The sequence below is a fragment of the Nocardioides cynanchi genome (genome assembly GCF_008761635.1).
Lineage (GTDB): Bacteria > Actinomycetota > Actinomycetes > Propionibacteriales > Nocardioidaceae > Nocardioides > Nocardioides cynanchi.
This window is the reverse complement of sequence record NZ_CP044344.1, coordinates 2,192,222-2,212,613: the sequence shown is the minus strand read 5'-3', so window position 1 is coordinate 2,212,613 and position 20,392 is coordinate 2,192,222. Positions and strand designations below refer to the sequence as shown.

13 protein-coding genes are annotated in these 20,392 nt (G+C 71.5%); 5 read left to right on the top strand and 8 right to left on the bottom strand.

The genetic code is table 11. From position 1 onward, the window contains the following. The first annotated feature begins 167 nt into the window (after nucleotides 1–167). Together E3N83_RS10710 and E3N83_RS10705 are read left to right on the top strand one after the other, a co-directional pair. Nucleotides 168–1,661, top strand: coding sequence for an MFS transporter (locus tag E3N83_RS10710; protein ID WP_151083251.1), 1,494 nt, complete (start codon nucleotides 168–170; stop codon nucleotides 1,659–1,661). A 97-nt stretch (nucleotides 1,662–1,758) separates the two neighbouring features. Continuing rightward, a complete protein-coding gene (locus E3N83_RS10705) occupies nucleotides 1,759–2,640 on the top strand; it encodes an alpha/beta fold hydrolase (RefSeq protein ID WP_151083250.1) in 882 nt (293 codons plus the stop codon). Nucleotides 2,641–2,761: 121 nt separating this feature from the next. On the opposite strand, the gene E3N83_RS10700 is transcribed toward E3N83_RS10705, so the two are convergent. Together E3N83_RS10700 and E3N83_RS10695 are read right to left on the bottom strand one after the other, a co-directional pair. Beyond that, complete coding sequence (locus E3N83_RS10700; RefSeq protein ID WP_151083249.1) at nucleotides 2,762–5,545, bottom strand: helix-turn-helix transcriptional regulator; 2,784 nt, start codon at nucleotides 5,543–5,545, stop codon at nucleotides 2,762–2,764. A gap of 197 nt (nucleotides 5,546–5,742) precedes the next feature. Further along, nucleotides 5,743–6,147 carry a CBS domain-containing protein gene (locus E3N83_RS10695; RefSeq protein ID WP_151083248.1) on the bottom strand — a complete coding sequence of 135 codons (405 nt, stop codon included), beginning with the start codon at nucleotides 6,145–6,147 and terminating at the stop codon, nucleotides 5,743–5,745. A 195-nt stretch (nucleotides 6,148–6,342) separates the two neighbouring features. Between E3N83_RS10695 and E3N83_RS10690 the strand changes: the two genes are divergently transcribed. Next, complete coding sequence (locus tag E3N83_RS10690; RefSeq protein ID WP_151085148.1) at nucleotides 6,343–7,614, top strand: cytochrome P450; 1,272 nt, start codon at nucleotides 6,343–6,345, stop codon at nucleotides 7,612–7,614. A 90-nt stretch (nucleotides 7,615–7,704) separates the two neighbouring features. On the opposite strand, the gene E3N83_RS10685 is transcribed toward E3N83_RS10690, so the two are convergent. The 3 genes from E3N83_RS10685 to E3N83_RS10675 all read right to left on the bottom strand — a co-directional run bounded on the left by E3N83_RS10685 (nucleotide 7,705) and on the right by E3N83_RS10675 (nucleotide 11,942). Then, nucleotides 7,705–9,831, bottom strand: coding sequence for an MMPL family transporter (locus E3N83_RS10685; RefSeq protein ID WP_151083247.1), 2,127 nt, complete (start codon nucleotides 9,829–9,831; stop codon nucleotides 7,705–7,707). A 118-nt stretch (nucleotides 9,832–9,949) separates the two neighbouring features. Beyond that, complete coding sequence (locus tag E3N83_RS10680; protein WP_151083246.1) at nucleotides 9,950–11,140, bottom strand: PP2C family protein-serine/threonine phosphatase; 1,191 nt, start codon at nucleotides 11,138–11,140, stop codon at nucleotides 9,950–9,952. A gap of 1 nt (nucleotide 11,141) precedes the next feature. Next, nucleotides 11,142–11,942 carry an alpha/beta fold hydrolase gene (locus tag E3N83_RS10675; RefSeq protein WP_151083245.1) on the bottom strand — a complete coding sequence of 267 codons (801 nt, stop codon included), beginning with the start codon at nucleotides 11,940–11,942 and terminating at the stop codon, nucleotides 11,142–11,144. 27 nt (nucleotides 11,943–11,969) lie between these two features. Between E3N83_RS10675 and E3N83_RS10670 the strand changes: the two genes are divergently transcribed. Continuing rightward, the gene (locus E3N83_RS10670; RefSeq protein WP_151083244.1) at nucleotides 11,970–12,290 is read left to right on the top strand and encodes an STAS domain-containing protein; all 321 of its coding nucleotides are present in this window, start codon (nucleotides 11,970–11,972) and stop codon (nucleotides 12,288–12,290) included. A gap of 6 nt (nucleotides 12,291–12,296) precedes the next feature. Here E3N83_RS10670 and E3N83_RS10665 read toward each other — a convergent pair whose 3' ends face one another. From E3N83_RS10665 to E3N83_RS10655, 3 genes are all read right to left on the bottom strand, one after another. Further along, complete coding sequence (locus E3N83_RS10665) at nucleotides 12,297–13,307, bottom strand: heme-binding protein (protein WP_151083243.1); 1,011 nt, start codon at nucleotides 13,305–13,307, stop codon at nucleotides 12,297–12,299. A 130-nt stretch (nucleotides 13,308–13,437) separates the two neighbouring features. After that, entirely contained in the window at nucleotides 13,438–15,294 is a 1,857-nt protein-coding gene (locus tag E3N83_RS10660; protein WP_151083242.1) for an AMP-dependent synthetase/ligase, read from the bottom strand. A gap of 40 nt (nucleotides 15,295–15,334) precedes the next feature. Then, nucleotides 15,335–16,477, bottom strand: coding sequence for an acyl-CoA dehydrogenase family protein (locus tag E3N83_RS10655; protein WP_151083241.1), 1,143 nt, complete (start codon nucleotides 16,475–16,477; stop codon nucleotides 15,335–15,337). 124 nt (nucleotides 16,478–16,601) lie between these two features. On the opposite strand from E3N83_RS10655, the gene E3N83_RS10650 reads away from it, so the two are divergent. Further along, a complete protein-coding gene (locus E3N83_RS10650) occupies nucleotides 16,602–20,279 on the top strand; it encodes an AAA family ATPase (RefSeq protein WP_151083240.1) in 3,678 nt (1,225 codons plus the stop codon). Nucleotides 20,280–20,392 lie beyond the last annotated feature (113 nt).

Genomic DNA, 20,392 nt, shown 5'->3' with positions numbered 1-20,392 from the left:
GGAGGGACCACCACCCTCCCGGCCCCGTCGTCCTCCGCACCGCCAGGGACCCAGCCGTCGGTGTGAACCCGGCAATCTCGCCGGCGCGAACACACCCGCAGCGACGAGACGGTGGACCCACCAGCCACACCGACCACCGCCAATCGACCACAGCAGGCAGGCCCACGATGACCACCACCGCGGCACCCCGCACCTCCACCAGCACGGCGACCCCCACCGCCGCGAACACGCTCGCGGGAACGGCCCCCGCCGAGCGTCAGCGTCGTCGCCGCACCGTCGCCTTGGGGCTGCTCGTCTCCGCGCAGTTCATGGTCATGCTCGACACCTCGATCGTGAATGTCGCCCTGCCGTCCATCCAGTCCGACCTCGCGCTCGGCCCAGCGGGCGTCGCCTGGGTCGTCAATGCCTACGTCCTCGCGTTCGGGGGTCTGCTGGTGCTGTCGGGCCGCATGGCAGACCTGTTCGGCCGTCGCCGCATGTTCATCGGCGGTTCCGCCCTTTTCACGCTCGGCACCCTCCTGGCCGCAGCTGCCTCGAACCAGTGGATGCTGCTGGGCGGGCGTGTCGTCCAGGGCGCCGGCGCCGCCGCCCTCAGCCCCGCCGCCATGTCGCTGCTGCTCCTCACCTCCCCCGGACCTGCACGTGCCCGCGCGATGAGCATGTGGGGAGCCGCGTCCGCCGTCGGCGGCGCCACCGGCGTGTTCCTCGGCGGGCTCCTGACCGGTGCATTCGGCTGGCAGTCGGTCTTCCTGGTGACCGTCCCGGTGTCGATGACCGGCGTCGTCCTCGCGCGGCGTGTGCTCGAGGACGCAAGCCCCGGGGCCCGGCACCGGTTCGACGTCCTCGGCGCCGTCACCATCACCGGCACCGTCGTCGCACTCGTCCACGGCGCCCTCGGCCTCGCTGAGAACGGCCTCACCAGCTCGACGGTCGCCAGCCTGGCCATGGCTGCCGTCCTCGTCGGTGCGTTCATCGCCATCGAGCGCCGGGCCGCAGAACCGCTGGTGCCGCTCGGCCTCTTCGCAGACCGCGTCGTCAGCACCGGCGTCGGGCTCGCCGTCCTCGGCGGCTCGGCCCGAGCATCCACGTTCGTGCTGGTCGCCTTGTACCTGCAGCAGGCTCTCGGGTTCGACCCCCAGCACGCCGGTCTCGCCATGGTCCCCACCTCGGTCACCGGGTTCGTCGTCTCCCTGACCCTCCTGCCCAGGGTGCTGCGCGCCCTCGGACCGAAGCTCACGCTGGTCACCGGGATGGTCGTCCTCGCCGCCGGCCACCTGTGGCTCGCCTACGCACCCAGCGGCGTCGGCTACACCATCGCCGTCCTCCCCGGACTACTTCTGGTCGCCACCGAGGTTGCGTTCAGCTTCACCCCGACCACCGTGGTCATCGCAGGCGCCGTGCCCGACACCCACACCGGACTCGCCTCCGGCCTGGCCGGGTCGGCCACTCAGGTCGGCTCGGCGCTCGGCACCTCGGTGTTCACCGCCATCGGCATCGCCGTCGCCGGCACCGCTTCCGGCGCGCTCGGGCCGTCCGGGTTCACCGCCGCGTTCACTGCCGCAGCCCTCGTCTCACTCGCCACCGCCGCCCTCGGGTGCACTCTGGTCATACGGCGACGGACGTCCGTGCCCGCCGAGACCTCGAACACCACCGGAGCATGACCATGAAGACGCTCACCCAAGACCGAGGGCGATGCGTTGAGGACGGCCCGGTTGACGCGGTGTCGCGTCAACCTCAAACTCCCGGAAAGGGGAAGTGATGCACGTCGAGACCGACACCGGCATCGTGATCGAGTACGAGGCGTTCGGTGACGCCAGCGACACGGCGATCCTGCTGGTGATGGGTTTCGGTGCCCAGCAACTGGGCTGGGACGCCGACTTCTGTCGACTGCTCGCTGACCGGGGCCGGTATGTGATCCGGTACGACAACCGCGACTGTGGCCTGTCGACCAGGTTCCATGACCATCCCGTGGCCCTCGGTGAGTTCATCGGCGCGGTCACCTCCGGTGACATCGACCGAGCGCGGGCGATGGCTCCCTACTCGCTGGTGGACATGGCAGCCGACGGCGTCAGCCTGCTCGACGGCCTCGGCATCGAACGCGCCCACGTGGTGGGATCCTCCATGGGCGGCATGATCGCGCAAAAGATGGCGATCGAGTTCCCCGACCGGGTGCTGTCGCTGACGTCGATCATGTCCACGACCGGCGAACCGGACTACGGCCAGTCCACCCCCGAGGCCCAACAGGTCCTGTTCACCCCGCGGCCGGCCGATCGGGACGGGTACATCGCCGCAGCCGAGCGTGACCTCGTCTGGGCCTCACGCCGGTACCGCGACCCGGCAACACTGCGGTCCCTCGCGGCAGCCAGCTACGACCGGGCGTACTACCCGCCCGGCGTGCCGCGGCAGCTGGCCGCCATGATCCTCGACGGCTCCCGGGCCGACGCGCTCCGGACCCTCGACCTGCCGACCCTCGTCATCCACGGCCTCGACGACACCTTGATCGACCCGTCCGGAGGCCGCAGAACTGCCGAGCTGGTACCCGACGCCCAGCTCCTTCTGCTCGAGGACATGGGGCACGACCGGCCACGACCCCTGTGGCCACGCCTCGTCGACGCGATCTCCGACCACACCGAAGCCTGACCTAGCCAGGACTGGGGAGCCGGCCCGCCTGCCACCACCTGCCGGGGCGGGCTGGGGTTCGGCAGTGCACCGACGGTTCACCATCCAGCGCGCAGCCCTTGGAGGAACGCAGCCGGGGCGCCTACGCCAGTTCGAGGCCGATGAGCTCGCCCCGAGAGCTGACCCCGGTCTTGGTGAACACGTTGCGCAGATGGAAGTCCACCGTCCGAGGGCTGACGAACAGCTGTGCGGCGACTTCCTTGTTCGACATGCCCTGCTTCACCAGCTGGGCGACCTGACGCTCCTGCGGGGTCAACACGACCTCACCGGCCGCGTCGTCGCGGCGCCGGACCGTCTCACCCGAGGCCCGTAGCTCGGTAGCCGCGCGTTCGGCCCACGGCCTCGCCTTGAGCTCCTCGAACGTGTCCAGGGCGGCCCGCAGATGTGTGCGCGCATCGACCCGGCGCCTGGAGCGACGCAGGAACTCCCCGTACGCCAGGCGGGTCCGGGCCCGGTTGAACTGCCGCCCCGGCCAGCCCGATCCACCAGCGTTCGCGTCCTCCTCGTGCAGCTCCAGAGCCCGGATGAAGTGGGCGTCCGCAGCCTCGGGCTCCTCCGACGCCGACAGGAGGGCGAGCCCGTGCTCGGCGACCGCCGCCGGCCACGGCAGCCCAGTCGCGGCCGCGAACCCGGCGAAGTCCTCGGTCCACAGGCGGGCGGCCTCGGTCTGGTCGGCGCGGACTGCGGCCTCGATGCGGTCGATGCCGGCCACCCGCTTCTGCACGTCGTGAGACATCTGGGCGAACCGGTGGAACGCCGAGGCAGATCGGCTGGCGTCGGTGAGGGACAGGTGGACGCCGTGGGCCCAGTGGACGACGTCGCGCAGCACCACATCGAGTACGCCGGATGCGCCCAGCGATGTGGCGACGTCGAGGCGAGGGACGAGCTCGGCGAACGTCTCGGTCTCGCCGCGGTGGGCTGCGAGCAGCATCAGGATGGCGGCGGGGGTGTCGGCCAGGACGTGGTGGCCGGTGACTTCACCGAGGGACACGGCCTCGGTGCAGTCGCCGATGGCGTCGGTCCACCGGCCGCCGGCCAGGTCGATCATGGCCAGCCGGGTCAACGTGTACAACATCATCACCGCGGCGCCGTCGTTGCGGGCGCGGGTCAGCACGCGCTGCATGTAGCCCTGGGAGCGTTGGTAGTCGCCGAGGTGGAACGCGCAGATGCTCAGGTTGGGGAGGAGCTCGAAGTCCTCGGTGAGCTCTTCGTGGATGGCGAAGGCGTTGCGGAACGGTGCGGCGGCTGCCGCGTAGTCGCCGGCCGCGACGTGGGCGCAGCCGCGCATCAGCTGGTCGTAGGTCCGTGCCCGGGCCGGTGCATCCGCGGGCGGCGGCGGGACCACGGTCGTGCCGTCGATGGTCGACCCGGACGCGCCTCCCCACGGGGCGATCGAGACTGCTTCGGCAGCCATCTCGCGGGCTCGCGCCGCGTCGTGCTCGGCGACGTCGACCGCGGCCTCGAGCAGCATCCGGTTGGCCAGCTTCACCGACCCGGTGTTCCACTCGATGCGGCCACGCACACGCCGCGCGTCTGCGAGCAGGAGCGGGTCGCGGGCCTCGGTGATGGCCTTCTCGACGAGGTCCCGGGCGCGATCGGGGTGTGCGGACGCCCACGCGGACATCGACGCCGCGAACAGGTGACGGGCCCGTGCGTCCGGGTCGGGGGCAAGCTCGGCGGCTCGCTCCCAGGCGGCCGAGGCCGCTTCGTGGCCGCCCCGACGACCGGCTCGTTCCGCGGCCGTCACGAGCTCGGCCACCACCGACTCGTCGGGCTCGACCACCGAGGACGACAGGTGCCAGGCTCGCCGGTCGGCGTCCTCCTCACGGTCCAGCGCCCCGGCCAGGGCGGCGTGGACGCGGCGACGGTCGCCGCTCGCGGCGGCCTCGTACATCGCCGACCGCACCAATGGGTGACGCAACCTCAGCCGGCCACCGTCCACGGCGACCAGGCCCGAGGTCTCGAGCTCGCCCAGCGAACCGGTGTCGGCCCCGAGCCTCTCGGCAGCCTTCAGGACCGTGGCCAGGCGGGTGGAGTCGTCGACGGAGGCGACCAGCAGCAGGCTTTGGGCGTCCGCGGAGAGGCGTCGGGCCCGGTCGAGGAACACGCGCTCGATGCGTTCGGTCACCGGCAACCGCGGCGGCAACGGCTCGGTCCCGGCCACCTGACCGGGCGTCAGGACGCTGGGCAGCTCACACAACGCCAGCGGGTTGCCGCCCGTGTTCGCCACCAGCAGTGCCGCGACCTCCGGGGACACCTCGCCGCCCGTCTGTTCCGCCAAGATGGCGGTCGCCCCCGCCAGGCCCAGTCCGGCCAGCCGGAGGGTCGGGAGATCGCTGGTGTCGAACGGGCGTGCCGCATTCTCACGCGCCGCCCACAGCAGCGCGACCGGCTCCATCGCGATGCGGCGGGCCACGAACTGCAGCGCCGCGGCGGATGCGTCATCGAGCCATTGGGCGTCGTCGACCACCACGAGAACCGGCTGTTGCTCCCCTGCGTCCGCGAGCAGCGACAGGACCCCGAGGAAGATCAGGAACCGGTCGCCGGCCTCGCCGGCTTCCATCCCGAACACGACCCGCAGCGCCTGAGCCTGCGGCGCGGGAATCCGGTCCAGAGACCCGGACAGGGGCGCGAGGAGCCGCTCGACGGCGGCGAACGCCAAGGGCGCCTCGGACTCGATGCCGGACGTGGTCACGACCGTCATGTCGCCTGCAGCACGCGCACTGGCGGCGGCCTCCGCCAGGAGCGAGGTCTTCCCGGCACCTGCCTCGGCAGTCAGGACGAGGCTTCCGCCGAGCCCTGACCGTGCCTGCGTCAGCAGGTCAGCGATGGCAGCTTGCTCCGGTTCCCTCCCGTGCACGCCCATGGCGGGACCCTAACGGCCGCTGGCGATACCGGGAATCGGCCAACAGGCGTCCGCGAGGAACGAACCTTCCGTGTGGAGTTGTTCCTTGGCGGGAATGCGTACAGCGTAGGCGAGGAAGCGGACGTCAGCACTCAAGAGGATTCGCGCTAGTGTCGATCGAGTGGGAGTAGCCGCTCCGCCCGTCCCGGGGGGAGCCCTCAGCTCGCAGACCAGCTCGTCCGGGTCGGGTCCAGGTCGCCGCGGGCCAGCGCCGCGACCAGGTCGCGCCGGCTGACGACGCCGACGACCCGGCCGTGCAGGGTCACCGGCAGGCTCTTCACGACGGTGCCGTCCATCACGGCGAACGCGTCCGTGAGGGTGCTGTCCGCGGACACGGTCCGTACCGGGGAGGTCATCACCTCGCCGACGGTCTCGTGGGCCCCACGGCCGAGGGCCTCGCGCAGCAGGTCGGCCTCGCTGACCACGCCCAGGGGTCGCCCGGCCTCGTCCACGACCGGGAGGGCGGTGATCGTGTGCCGGTCGAGGAGGCCGATCGCCTCGCGCAACGACGCCTCGGCGGTCACGGTCACGGCAGGGGAGGTCATCACCTCACGTACCAGCACGGGTCTCACATCCTCGGGTTCGGCTCGCTCGTCGACTCCACGATGTGCGCCCGGACGCGGCGGCAACAGGGACGGAGGTCCCGCTCCAGCGGGGCGGAAGGGGGCAGGCCCGGCGCCGGACGAGGCGGCGCGGCGTCCAGAGCCGTGCCGCTCAGCAGATTCACGGGTGAGACCCGTACCCTGGGGCCCGTGCCGATGCTGGAAGCTGTCAAGGGAGTGGTGCGCCGCAGCCTGCTGTCACGCGCCGGCGGCATCGACCTCACCCAGCTCGACAAGGTCCCCGACCGGCTGACCTGGCCGCTCGACCGGGTCGTCGCCGACCCCGTGCCGCGCGTGGGCGAGATGCGCGACAAGGACCCCGTCGCCCGCCTGATCACCTTCCTGGGGATGGACATCTGGCTGGTCACCGGCGATGCCGAGGCGCGCACCGTGCTCGGCGACCTCACGTCGTACTCCACCGACATCCGGCCCTACTACGGCAAGTCCGGCGCCGCCGGCGGTGACATCGGTGGGCTGGGGTTCACCGACCCGCCGGAGCACACCCGGCTCCGCAAGCTGCTCACGCCGGAGTTCACGATGCGCCGGCTGGCCCGGCTGAAGCCGGCGATCGACCGGATCATCGAGACCCAGCTCGACGAGACCGAGCGGGTCGCAGCCGCGAACGACGGCATCGCCGACCTGGTGCAGACCTTCGCCTTCCCGATCCCGTTCCTGGTGATCTGCGAGCTCCTCGGCCTGCGCGACGAGGACCGCGAGATCGTCCGCAAGCTCGGCTCGGCCCGGTTCGACGTCACCCACGGCGGCCAGGCGGTGATGGGTGCAGTCGGGGCGTCCCGCGAGTTCCTGTTCGCCGAGTGCGCCCGCCAGCGCACCGAGCCCGGGCCCGGCCTGATCGGCCAGATCATCCGTGAGCACGGCGACGAGATCGACGACTTCGACCTCGGTGGGCTCGCGGACGGCGCGTTCACCGGCGGGCTCGAGACCTCGGCGTCGATGCTCGCCCTCGGCACGGTCGTGCTGCTGAACAACCCCGACCTGTACGCCGGCCTGGTCACCGACCCGGTCACGGTCACCCCGGTCGTGGAGGACCTCCTGCGACACCTCTCGGTGGTGCAGGTCGCGTTCCCGCGCTTCGCCAAGGCCGACGTCACCGTGGCCGGGCACCGGATCAAGAAGGGATCGTGCGTCCTGGTCCACCTCCCGGCCACCGACCGCGACCCGCGCGCCTACCCGGCCGGCGACGCGCTGGACCCGTCGCGGGCCACCGCCTCGCACCTGGCGTTCGGGTACGGCTTCCACCGCTGCGTCGGCGCCGAGCTGGCGCGGATGGAGCTCAAGGCCGCCTATCCCGCCCTGGCCCGCCGCTTCCCCGACCTCTCCCTCGCCGTACCCACCGAGGACCTGCCCTACCACGCCAAGTCGATCGTGTACGGCGTCGAGTCGGTGCCGGTCCGCCTGCACCGCTAGGGGCCGCGGTTTCCCCGGTGCACCGGGGAAACCGTCGCTTCTCAGCCGAAATCTCGGCCGGGAAGCGACGGGTTTCGCCTGAGAAGTCGGTCAGGCGTCGATCCGGTCGACCTCGTGGGCCGCCTCGACGGCGCTGTCCTGGGGTCCGCGGTCGAGCTTGCTCGGCCACCAGATCCGGCCGCCCAGGTCGAGGTTGATCGCGGTCACCAGTACCGACCGCACGATGATCGTGTCGAGGATGACCCCCAGGGCCACCGCCGTGCCGAGCTCGGCGATGAACACCAGTGGCAGCGTGCCCAGCACCGCGAACGTCGACGCCAGGACGAAGCCGGCCGAGGTGATCACCCCACCGGTCGCACCGAGCGCGATCAGCGAGCCCTGACGGGTGCCGCGGGCCGCGGTCTCCTCCCGCACCCGGGTCATCAGGAAGATGTTGTAGTCGATGCCCAGGGCCACCAGGAACACGAAGACGAACAGCGGGAACGACGCGTCGGCGTGGTCGAAGCCCGCCCCCTGGCTGAACAGGTGGGTGTAGACGTGCTGGAAGAGGAATGTCGAGATCCCCAGCGCTGCGGCGTACGACAGGACCACCGTCGCGATCAGGATCAGCGGTGAGATCAGCGCACGCAGCAACAGCATCAGGATCAGCATCACCACGACCAGGATCACCGGGATGATCAGCTTGTTGTCGTGGTGCGAGGCCACCTGGACGTCGAGGAAGGTCGCCGATGCCCCGCCCACCAGGGCGTTGGCGCCGGGCACCTGGTGTACGGCGTCGCGCACCGCGCGCACCTTGTCGAAGGCCGCCTGGGACGCCACGTCGTCGGGGATCGTCGCGGTGACCAGGGCGACCCCGTTGATCGGCGGCGCAGGGGAGATCGGCGGGTCGACTCCCGGCACCGTGCGGATCGCCTGGGTGACCTGGTCGGCGGTGGAGGCGCTGGTGACCACCATGATCGGGGTCGCGTTGTTGACCAGGCCGTGCTGGTTGAGCAGGGCCTGGCCCTGGGTGGAGTCCACGACCTTGGTGTACTGGTCGGCCGTGGTCAGCCCGCCGGTGTCGAGGTTGAGGGTGCCGAGCGCGGCGATCCCGAGCACGACGGCGGTGACGACCCACACCTTGCGCGGCCGCGGAGCGATCCAGTTGCCGACCTTGGCCCACAGGCCGGTGGTGGTCGGCTCGTGCGATCCGTACGACGGGCGGGCCGGCCAGAAGATCCAGCGTCCGAAGATCACCAGCAGCGCCGGAAGCAGCGTGATCATCACGAGCAAGGTGATCGCGACACCGATCGCGTTGACCGGACCGAGGCCCTTGGTGGAGTTCATCTCGGCCAAGGTCAGGCACAGCATGCCCACCACGACCGTGCCGGCGCTGGCCAGCAGCGCGGGGGCGGCCCGGTGCAGGGCGAAGGCCATCGCTTCGTGCCGATCGGCGTGCCGGCGCAGCTCCTCGCGATACCTGGCCACCAGCAGCAGCGCGTAGTCGGTGCCGGCGCCGATCACGAGCACCGTGAGGATCGCGCTGCTCTGGCTGTTCACGGTGAGCCCGGCGTCCTTGGCCAGGAAGTAGACCACCCCCTGGCTGGTGAACAGCGCCACCACCGAGGAGAACAGCGGCAGGATCCACAGGATCGGGCTCCGGTAGGTGACCAGCAGGATCAGGATCACGACGCCCAGGCTGGCGAAGAGCAGCGTGCCGTCGATGCCGGCGAACGCCTTGGCGGAGTCGGCAGCCTGACCACCCGGCCCGGCGAAGTGGACGGTGACACCGGGGATCGCGGCGATCGAGCGCAGCTGGTCGGTGGTGTCGGGCAGCTTGTTCCATCCGTCCTTGCCGAAGTTGAAGGTGACCAGGGTCTGGGCGACCTCACCGTCCTGAGACGGCACCGGGCCCTGGACCCGGCCGGTGACCCCCTTCATCGCGGAGATGTCGGCGACCTGTCCCTTGATCGCCGCGAGGTCCGAGGTGGTCAGGCCGCCGGCGCGGTAGTAGACGATCACGGTGGGGATGTTGTTGGGGTTCTGGAAGGCGTCGAGCTGGGCGAGCGCCTTGGTCGACTCCGCGCTGGTGGGCAGCCACGAGGCGGCCTGGTCGTTGGTGACCGTCGACAGCTTGCTGCCGAAGAACCCGCCGCCCACCGCGATCACGATCCACGCGATCGCGACGAACCACTTGGTGACCGGACTCGTGAGCTTGCCTGCGATCTGTCGGTGCATGGGTCAAGTGGACCAGATCCGGACAACGCCGTGCATCGGGGATTCCCCCGATCCGGTCAGGGTTTGCCGAATCGTGACCTGACGTCGGGCTGCGGGCCACCGGGACACCACGAGCAGGTCACTCGTGCGGGTGCGGAACCCTCAGCCCCAGTACGGCGATGTCGTCACGGGGGGCGCCCTCCTCGAAGGCCAGCGCGTCCTCGAGCAGACCCCGCGTCAGGACGGCGGGATCGGCCCCGTGGTGGACGAGGCGCTCGAGCAGCCGGGTGTCGGAGAAGAACTCCTGGCCTCTCCGCGCCTCGGAGAGCCCGTCGGTGTAGAGCACGACGGTGTCGCCGGGCCCGAGCTCGACCCGGGCCGTGGTGAAGGAGGCGTCGTCGAAGATGCCCACGAGAGAGCCCGGCTCGCCGACCGCCCCCGGGGAGGCGCCCTCGGGCCAGATCAGGGCAGCGGGGTGCCCGCCCGCGCTCGCGGTCAGGCACCAGCTGCCGTCAGACCGCACGAGCCGCAGCATCAGCACCGTGCAGAAGCGGTCCGTCGCGTCGGCGAGCAGGATCGTGTTGAGCTCGCCCAGCGCCTCGCTGGGGTCCGCCACCGTGACCGCGATCCCGCGCAGGGAGTGTCGGATCAGGGACGTCACCACGGCGGCGTCGACGCCCTTGCCCGAAACGTCACCGAGCACGACCACCCAGTCGTCGACGGCCACCTGGAACACGTCGTAGAAGTCGCCGCCCACCTCGTGCCCGTCGCCGGCCGGCCGGTAGACCGCTGCGACCTCCAGGCCGGGGATGTCCGGCGGCCGGGGTGGGATCAGGGTCTGCTGGAGGGTGCGGGCCAGGGAGAGCGCCCGGGTCTCCGACTCCTCGGCGGTCCGCCGGGCCCGCAGCAGCTCCTGCTCGTAGCCCCGCCGCTCGGAGGCGTCGAACACCGCGACCAGGATCGACCGCGGAGCGCCGTCGGCGTCGCGCTCGAGTACGGCGTTCACCAGGACCGGCAGTGCCACGCCGTCGGCTCCGACCACCTCGAGGGCGATCTCGCGCGCGCCGCCCTGGAGCTGGATCATCGGGGCGAAGTGCGTCTCGTAGTAGATCCGGCCGCCGACCGTGAGCAGCTCGGAGAACCGGCGCCGGCCCTCCAGCGCGTCGCGGGTGAACCCGGTCCAGGTCAGGAACGTCTGGTTGACCCGCACCACCAGCCCGTCCGCCGACAGCGACAGGTAGCCGCACGGCGCCTGCTGGTAGAGCTGCTCTGCATCGTGCTCGAGCAGGGCGGCGTCGAACGCGCGCCGGGCTCGCTCGCGACCCGGCACGTCAGCGGCCGCGGACGAAGTCCGCCATCGCCGCCACGGTCTCTTCGGGAGCGCTCAGGTTGGGGCAGTGCCCGGTGGCCTCGAGCACCGTCATGGTGCTGCCGGGGATCGCGTCGCGGACGTAGGCGCCGACCTCGAGCGGAGCGATCACGTCGTCGCGGCACTGCAGGATCAGGGTCGGGGTCGTGACCCGCCCCAGCTCCGCGCGGTTGTCGGAGGTGAAGGTGACCCGGGCGAAGCGGCGAGCGATCTCGGGATCCGTGCGGCAGAAGCTCGCGGTCAGCTCGGCACCGAGATGGGGGCGCTCCGCGTTGCCCATGATCACCGGCGCCATCGCGCCGGACCAGCCGAGGTAGTTGCTGTCGAGGGACCCGAGCAGCTGCTCGATGTCGTCCGCGGAGAAGCCACCCCGGTAGCCGTCGGTGTCGATGTAGCGCGGCGACGGCCCCACCAGCACCAGCTGCGCGAAGAGCTCGGGTCGCGCCACCTCGGCGAGGACCCCGATCATCGCCGCCACCGAGTGCCCGACGTACGTGACGTCGGTCAGGTCGAGCTCGGTGCACAGGCTGACCACGTCGTCGGCGTAGCCCTGGAGCGTGGAGTAGCGCTCGACGTCGTACGTCGTGAGGTCGGAGCCGCCGCTGCCCACGAAGTCGAAGCGGACGACCCGGAACCGGTCCTCGAACGCCGGCGTGACGAACCGCCACATGTGCTGGTCGCAACCGAATCCGTGAGCGAAGAGCAGGACCGGCCCGCCCTTCTGCCCGCTCTGGTGTACGTTCCAGCGGGCGAGGGCGTCCATGCGCTCAGGCTAGTGGGAGGGGAGCAGATGGACGAGTTCTCGATCGAGCTGGGAACCGACGCGGAAGGTCGGGCGGTGGTCGCCCCCCACGGTGAGATCGACCTGGCCACGCACACCCAGCTCGCGACGGCCATCGTGGAGCTCCTCGACGCCGGCAAGGTCGACATCGTGGTCGACCTGAGCCACACGACGTTCCTGGACTCGACGGCGCTCGGCACCCTGATCAGCGCTCGGCGCCGCGCCTACTCCCGCAAGGGATCCTTCGAGATCCTGTGCAGCAACGAGCGGCTGCTGCGGATCTTCCAGGTCACCAGCCTGGACAAGGTCTTCTCGATCCGCGAGGCCTGACCGGCGCTAGCCGAGCTCGACCTCGCGACCGGCGACCGCGCCCCCGCCCGACGGGAGGTCGTTGCGCGCCGGGGCGGGCGACGGGACCGTCTTGCGCAGCGTGGCGACCGAGACGTGCGGCCAGCGCAGGCCGTTGAAGTCGAGCATCACCGTCTGGGAGTACTGGAGCTGGAGGAAGTGGCCGGCGGTGTGCGGCTTCTTGACCTTCTCGATCCAGAAGGTCGCGTCGACGTGGTTGGCCGACGCGTTCTCGCCGAGGAAGAACGTGTTGGCCGTGCCGACGCTCTCCGGCTTGGTGTGGGTGTTGATCCGCAGGACCGTGGTCCGGACGATGTCCTGGCCGTGGATCGCCTTCTGCAGCACGAGGTTGGGGTTCTTCACCATCGCCTGGGTGATCGACGGCTGCGTGGTGGCGTCGGACGGTTGCCGGAACTTGGTCTTCTTGGAGAGGTCGAGCTCCGGGAAGGCCTGCTCGGCGTTGGCGAACGTGCCCTTGCCACCGGGGTCGCCGGCCCCGAACGGGATGATGTCGGTGTCGGCGATGACCGGTGGGCCGGCGACGGTGAAGGCCTTGCCCTGCACCAGGATCGCGGTGCCGTGCGGGATGGACGCCATCCGGACGACCGTCGGCGGCTCCTTCGGCGCGGTCGTGGCCGGCACCGTGGCCCAGATGCCCGGCTCGAGGTGGATCCCGGCCGACAGGGCGCTGTCGGAGATCTGCTGGAGGTAGTGGACGCCGAACATCTCGATGTCCTTCTGGTCCAGACCGCGGTTGGGGATGGCGCCCGGGATCTCCTCGAAGACCAGGGTCTCCGAGGTGAGGTTGAGCTCGAGGAAGCGGTCCTGGGCGCCGGACGGGAAGTGCGGGCGCCAGATCGTGTTGAAGCCGGTGCCGGTCCAGGTCCCGACCAGCGCGGCGAGCGGGCCGAGCGGGTCGTCGATGCTGGTGAACGGGTGGGCCGGGGTGTCGGCGATGGCCGGAACCGGCTCGAAGGCGAAGTCGCTGGCGAGATGCATGGGTTGTCTCCTGGTGTCCGCGTCGGGTCCCGTGCCCGGACCCTCCTTCAGTCGAAGAGCCGCCGCAGGGACGGTAGATACGTCGGGTAGGACGCGCCGAGGGTGTGCCGGGTTGCCACTGTCGCCCCCCTCAGCCGTAGAGCCGGTCGATCACGTCGGCGTACTTCGTGTGTACGACGCGCCGCTTCAGCTTGAGGGTGGGGGTGAGCTCCTCCGACTCCGCGGTCCACTCGACCGGGAGCAGCTCGAAGGCCTTGATCTGCTCGGGGCGCGAGAGCCGGGCGTTGGCCTTGTCCACGGCGTCCTGTGCCATCGCCAGGATCTCCGGCTTGGCCGCGAGGTCGGCCAGGTCGGTGAACTCGATGCCGCCCATCTGGGCGATCACCGGGGCGACCTCGCCGTCCAGGGTCAGCACCGCCACGACGTAGGGCCGGCTGTCGCCGAACGCCAGCGCGTGGCCGACGATCGGCGACTCCTTCAGGTAGCTCTCGATGTTGGACGGTGCGATGTTCTTCCCGGCGGAGGTGATGATCAGCTCCTTCTTCCGGTCCACGATCGACACGAAGCCCTCGTCGTCGATGCTGGCGATGTCACCGGTGTGCAGCCAGCCGTCGGCGTCGATCAGCTCGGCCGTCGCCTCGGGTCGCTGGTGATAGCCGGTCGTCATGATCGGGCCACGGGCCAACAGCTCACCGTCGTCGGCGATCCGGAGCTCGATGCCGGGATAGGCCCGCCCCACGGTGCCGAGCTTGAACGCGTCCGGGCCGCACGCCGTGGCCCCGCCGCAGGTCTCGGTCATGCCCCAGATGTCGTAGATCGGCATCCCGAGCCCCGCGAAGAACCGGGCCACCTCCAGGGGCATCGGAGCGGAGGCCGAGCCGGCCCAGATCACCTGGTCGAGGCCGAGCATCGAGCGGATCGGCCGGAGCACGGCCGCGTCCGCGGCCTCGAAGCGGGCCTGGAGCTCAGGGGAGGTCGTGTGGCCCACCTGGAGGGACTCGACGTACTCCGCCCCGACCCGCATCGCCTCCTCGACGGCCGACTTCTTGGCGGCGTCCTGCTCCATCGCCAGCAGCCCGGAGACGCCGGACTGGATCTTCTCCCAGACCCGCGGGACACCGAAGAACTGCGCCGGGTGCACCTCGCCGAGGGCACCGAGCAGCAGGGAGGGGTCCGCGACGAGGTAGATGTGGACGTCACCGTAGTGCTGGGGGATGTAGAGGCTGAGGATCCGCTCGGCGATGTGGGCGTAGGGGAGGTAGGAGACGGTCAGGTTGGTGCCCTCCAGCCGGCTCATCCGGAGCCCGGCCTCGCAGTCGTAGAGCACGTTGCGATGGCTGAGCTCGACGCCCTTCGGGTCTCCGGTGGTGCCCGAGGTGTAGAGGATCGTGGCGGGGTCCTCCGGCCGGAGCGCCGCGGTGCGCGCGTCGACGGCCGCGTGCCCGACGCCGCGGCCTCGCTCGACGACCACGTCCCAGGTGGTGAGGCGGTCGTCGTCGAAGCCGGCCTCGGTGGTGCCGGGGCCGATGCCGACCACCGCCAGCACTCCGGTGTCCGCCGTGAGGGCGGTGCGCCAGCGGTCCAGGTGGTCGGCGGTCTCGACGAACACCACCGCGGGCCGGGACTGGCCGGCGATGAAGGCGATCTGCTCGGGCGAGAGGGTGTTGTAGATCGACATCGGGACGGCCCCGGCGAGCATCGCGCCCATGTCGGCGACCAGGTGCTCGATCCGGTTGGTGGCCATGATCGCCACGGTCCGGCCGGGCTCGACGCCGAGGTCGACCAGGGCGGCCGCCACGTCGCGCGCCTCGTCGTACACCTGCTGCCAGGTCAGGGTGCGCCACTCGCTGCGGCCGTCCGCCTTGTCGCTGTACGCCGGCTGCTCGCCGTACCTGGCGACCGTCGCCGCGAGCGCGTCCGCGACCGTGCGCCCCCCGATCAACTGCTCGATCTCGGCCCGGTCGCTCTGGAGGGTGTCGGCGCTCATGGCGGTCATCGTGGCACCGCCGGGCAAGCGCCGGAAGGGCTCAGAGGCCCAGCGACCGGCCGATGATCTCCTTCTGGATCTCGGTGGTGCCGCCGTAGATGGTCTGGACGCGCGAGTTCACGTAGGCGCGGGCGATCGGGTACTCCGCCATGTAGCCGTAGCCGCCGTACAGCTGGACCGCCTGGTCCACGATCTTCTTCTGGAGCTCGGTCAGCCACCACTTGGCCATCGAGGCGGTCTTGGCGTCCAGCTCGCCGCGGACGTGCCGGGCGACGCAGTCGTCGAGGAACACCCGGGCGATGTGGGTCTCGGTGGCCATCTCGGCCATCACGAAGCGGTTGTGCTGGAACTTCCCGATCGGCCGGCCGAACGCCGTGCGCTCCTTCACGTAGCGCAGCGTCTCGTCCAGGATCACCTCGCAGGCGGTCGCCGCCGACGCCGCGATCGAGAGCCGCTCCTGGGCCAGGTTGGTCATCAGCTGGAGGAACCCCGAGCCCTCCGCACCGAGCAGGTTGGCCTTGGGCACGCGGACGTTGTCGAAGAACAGCTCGGCAGTGTCCTGGGCGTGCTGGCCGATCTTGTCGAGGTTGCGGCCGCGCTCGAAGCCCGCCATGCCGCGTTCGACCACGAGCAGGCTGATGCCCTGGTGGCCGGCCTCGGCATCGGTCCGGGCGACCACGACCACGAGGTCGGCCAGGATGCCGTTGGAGATGAAGGTCTTCGAGCCGTTCAGCACGTAGTGGTCGCCGGCGTCGACGGCGGTGGTGCGGATCCCCTGGAGGTCGGAGCCCGCGCCGGGCTCGCTCATCGCGATCGCCGCGATCGTCGTACCGGCGCACAGACCGGGGTACCACCGCTCCTGCTGCTCCTCGGTGGCGCTCGAGACGAGGTAGGGCACGATCATGTCGTTGAAGAGCGGGAAGGCGCAGCCGTAGACACCGCGCCGGGTCATCTCCTCGTTGACGACGAGGTTGTAGCGGAAGTCGGGCGTCCCACCGCCGCCGTACTCCTCGGGCAGCTGGAAGGCCAGCAGGCCCTGGGCCCCCGCCTTGGCCCAGACCTCGCGGTCGACGATGCCGTCGGTCTCCCACTGGTCGTGGAACGGCACCGCCTCCTTGTCCAGGAAGGTGCCGACGGTCTCGCGGAAGGCCTCGTGCTCGGGCTCGAAGATGGCGCGCGACATGCCTTCATCGTGACAGTGGGACTGTCACGGTGCAAGGGTCGGTACGACGTCCCGCGAGCGGCCGGAGGCGCGTCGGGCGCATGTGCAGCACAATGTGCCCAGGACGCGCTGGAGGGGGGACCTCATGCGAACGCTGCTGCCGGGGGACAACCCGCAGGCCTACATCCCGGGCGACCGTCGTCGCGCCCTCGAGCGCGGCGAGGAGCTGCCGAGGCTGGCTCGCGGCGCCGCGATGTTCGTCGACATCTCGGGGTTCACGCCCCTGACCGAGGCGCTGGCCCGGGAGCTCGGAGGGCGCCGGGGCGCCGAGGAGCTCTCCGCGACGCTCGACCGGATCTTCTCCGCACTCCTCGAGCCGCTCCACATCTGGCAGGGCAGCGTCATCTACTTCAGCGGTGACGCGGTCACGGCGTGGATCGACGGGGACGACGGTGTGCGGGCGACGGCCTGCGCGCTGGCGATGCAGGAGGTGATGGGCCGGGTCGGGGTCGTCTCGACGCCGGGCGGGGTCCCGGTGACGCTCGGGGTCAAGGTCGCGGTCGCGGTCGGCGAGGTGCACCGCTTCGTCGTCGGCACCCCTGACGTCCAGCTGATCGACGTGCTGGCGGGCCGGCTGATGGACTCGCTCGCCGCCGCCGAGGGACAGTCCCGCGCAGGCGAGGTCGTCCTGGACCAGGGCGCCCTCGCGTCGCTGGGCGAGCGGGTACGTCTGCGGGGGACCCGGGAGGGCGTGGGGGTCGTCGACGGCCTGCTCGCCCCGCCGTCCCCGCCCGAGGCGCTGCCGGTCTGGCCCGACCTGCCCGAGGAGATCGCCCGGCAGTGGCTGCTCCCACCGGTCTGGGAGCGCATGGTCGCCGGCCGCGGAGAGCTCCTGGCCGACCTCCGGCCCGCGGTGCCGGTCTTCGTGCACTTCGGCGGTCTCGACTTCGAGCAGGACCCCCACGCCCCGGAAGTGCTCGACGACTTCGTGACGCGGGCGCAGCGGGCGCTCGACGAGCAGGGCGGCTCGGTGCTCCAGCTCACCATCGGCGACAAGGGGGCCTACCTGTACGGCGTCTTCGGCTCTCCGTTGGCCCACGAGGACGACGCGGCCCGGGCCTGCGAGGCCGCCCTCCGGCTGCTCGAGATCGCCGACGACGTCCCGGTGACCGACGTGCAGGTGGGGATCGCCACCGGCCGGCTACGCAGCGGCACCTACGGCCACCACCAGCGCCGGACCTTCTGCTGCCTCGGCGACGCGGTCAACCTCGCCGCCCGGCTGATGACGCGGGCACCGGTCGGGGGGATCTGGGTGCACGGGGAGGTCGCCGCGGCGGCCGGCGACCGGTTCGACTGGCAGGAGCTCCCGTCGATCCAGGTGAAGGGGCGGGAGCAGGAGGTCGCGGTGCGCCGCCTGCGTGGTCGGGCGTCGCGTCGTACCCCCTCGGCGTCCGGGGCCCTGAACGCCATCGTCGGTCGCGACGAGGAGCTGGGCCGGTTGCGCGAGCTCTGGGCCGGCGCCGCGGCCGGCCGCGGCCAGCTGGTGGTCGTGCAGGCCGAGGCCGGCACCGGCAAGTCGCGACTGGTCGGCGAGCTCGTCCGTGAGCTGGTGACGGCCGGCGTCCCGGTATCGATCGGCGAGGCGACGCCGCTGGGGACCCAGGTCGCGTACGCCGGCTGGCGCGGGATCTGGGCCGGCCTGCTGGGCCTCGACGGCGAGGGGGTCGACGCCGCTGCGGTGGCTGACGCCGTACGACGCCTCGCGCCGGGGCTGGTCGGGCGCGCTCCGTTGCTGGGGCCGGTCCTCGGGGTGACGCTGCCGGACAGCGCCCTGACCGCGTCGTTCGACGGGGAGCTGCGCAAGGCCTCACTGGAGGACCTGCTCCGGCAGCTGCTCGCCGCCCGCGCCGCCGTCTCCGGCTTCGCGGTGGTGATCGAGGACGCGCACTGGCTCGATGCGTTGTCCCGCGACCTGCTGGAGGTGCTCGGCCGGGCCGTGGCCAGTCTGCCGGTGCTGGTGATGATCACCAGCCGGCCCGACGGCACCCCGCTGGCCGGCCTGCCGCTGGGACGGTCCGGTCACGTGACCGACCTGGTGCTCGACGCGCTCGGGCCGGAGGCCGCGACCGCCCTGGTCGACGAGCGCCACCGGGCCCTGGTGGGCACCGAGCCCGCGCCGGAGCTGGTGGCCACGGTCGTGGAGCGGGCCGAGGGCAACGCGTTCTACCTCGAGCAGCTCGTCGACTACGTCGTCGCCCATGCGGCGCCCGAGGACGGCTCGATCGACCCCGACGCCCTCGAGCTGCCGTCGAGCCTGCACAGCCTGGTGCTCAGCCGGATCGACGCGCAGCCGGAGGGCCCCCGCCGCGCGGTCAAGGTCGCCAGCGTGATCGGCCGGACGTTCCGCTCGCCCCTGGTCGCGGCCGCCTATCCCGACCTCGGCGACGAGCCGGTCGTGCACGACGACCTGGTCGCGGTCGCCTCGACCCGGCTGATCGAGCTGGAGAACCCCGCCGAGCGGGCGTTCGCGTTCGGCCATGCGGTGACCCGGGACGTCGCCTACGACTCCCTGCCCTTCAGCATCCGGACCGTGCTGCACGGCCGGGTCGGCGACGCCCTGGAGAGCGAGCCGGACGGCCCCGACCGCCACCTCGACCTGCTCGCCTACCACTACTCGCGCAGCGACGACGTGCCCAAGCAGCGTCACTACCTGCTCGCCGCCGCGGCGGCCGCGCGGGCGTCGTACGCCAACGAGACCGCCATCTCCTACCTCGAGCAGGCTCTCCCGCTGGTCGCGCCGGAGGAGCAGAACGCCGTGCTGCTCCAACTCGCCGAGGCGAGGGAGCTGGGCGGCGACTGGGCCGGCGCCGAGGAGGCGGTCGCCCGGGCCCTCCGGGCCGCCGACGACACCGACGACCTCGCGGGTTCGGCGCGGGCGCGCACGGCCCGGGCCGAGCTGGCGCGCAAGCAGGGACGGTACACCGAGGCGCTGACCGAGCTGGAGGCCGCGGAGGAGGCCTTCACCCGCGTCGGAGACGAGGCGGGCCGCGGCCGGGTGCTGCACCTGCGCGGGACCCTTGCCTCGCAGCAGGGTCACGTCGAGGAGGCGCGAGCGGCGTACGAGGCGAGCCTGGCCCTGCGCGAGCGGCTCGGCGACGAGGCGGGCGTGGCCGCGATGCTGACCAACCTGGCCCTCGTGGCCGAGGACGAGGACGACCTGGTCGAGGCCGAGCGGCTCGGCCAGGAGGGCCTGGCCCGACGGCGTGCCCTCGACGACCGCCGGGCGGTGAGCGTGTCGCTGACCAACATGGGGATGCTGGCCACGGTGCGTGGTGACCTCGAGCTCGCCCTCGAGCGCTTCACCGAGGCGCAGGCCCTGGCCGAGGAGGTGGGCGACCGGTGGCTCGACGCGGTCGGCCACCACAACCTCGGGAACGCGACCCGCGACCTGGGAGACCTCGACGCCACGCCCGGCCACCTCAGGCCGGCGCTGGCCGCCTACGCCGAGCGCGACGACCGGTGGTCTCTGGCCCACCTCTTCGAGGACGTCGCCCTGTGGCTGCTGGCGCGCGGGCCCGAGGGAGACGCCGTGGCCGTGTCCCTGCTCGCGTCCGCGGAGTCCCTCCGCCACGAGATCGGAGCGCCGCGCTTCCCGCCGACGGAGGCAGCGCTGGCTGCCGCACTGGAGCCCGCGCGGGCCCGGACACCAGCCGACGTGCTCGAGCGGGCGCAGATCTCGGGAAGTGTCGCCGACCTGACGGATAGCGTGCATCGCGCGAATTTGGCCCTGGAGCCCTCGTCTCAGGTGGTGTCGACGGGATAGCCTGCCAAGCGCTGCTCGCACGCGGAGGCTGGCCTCCGTCGGGCGTGAACGTCGAGCGGCTGGGGTGGGGAGCTTCACGCATGGCTGGATTCGTCGTACCTTCACGCACGTCG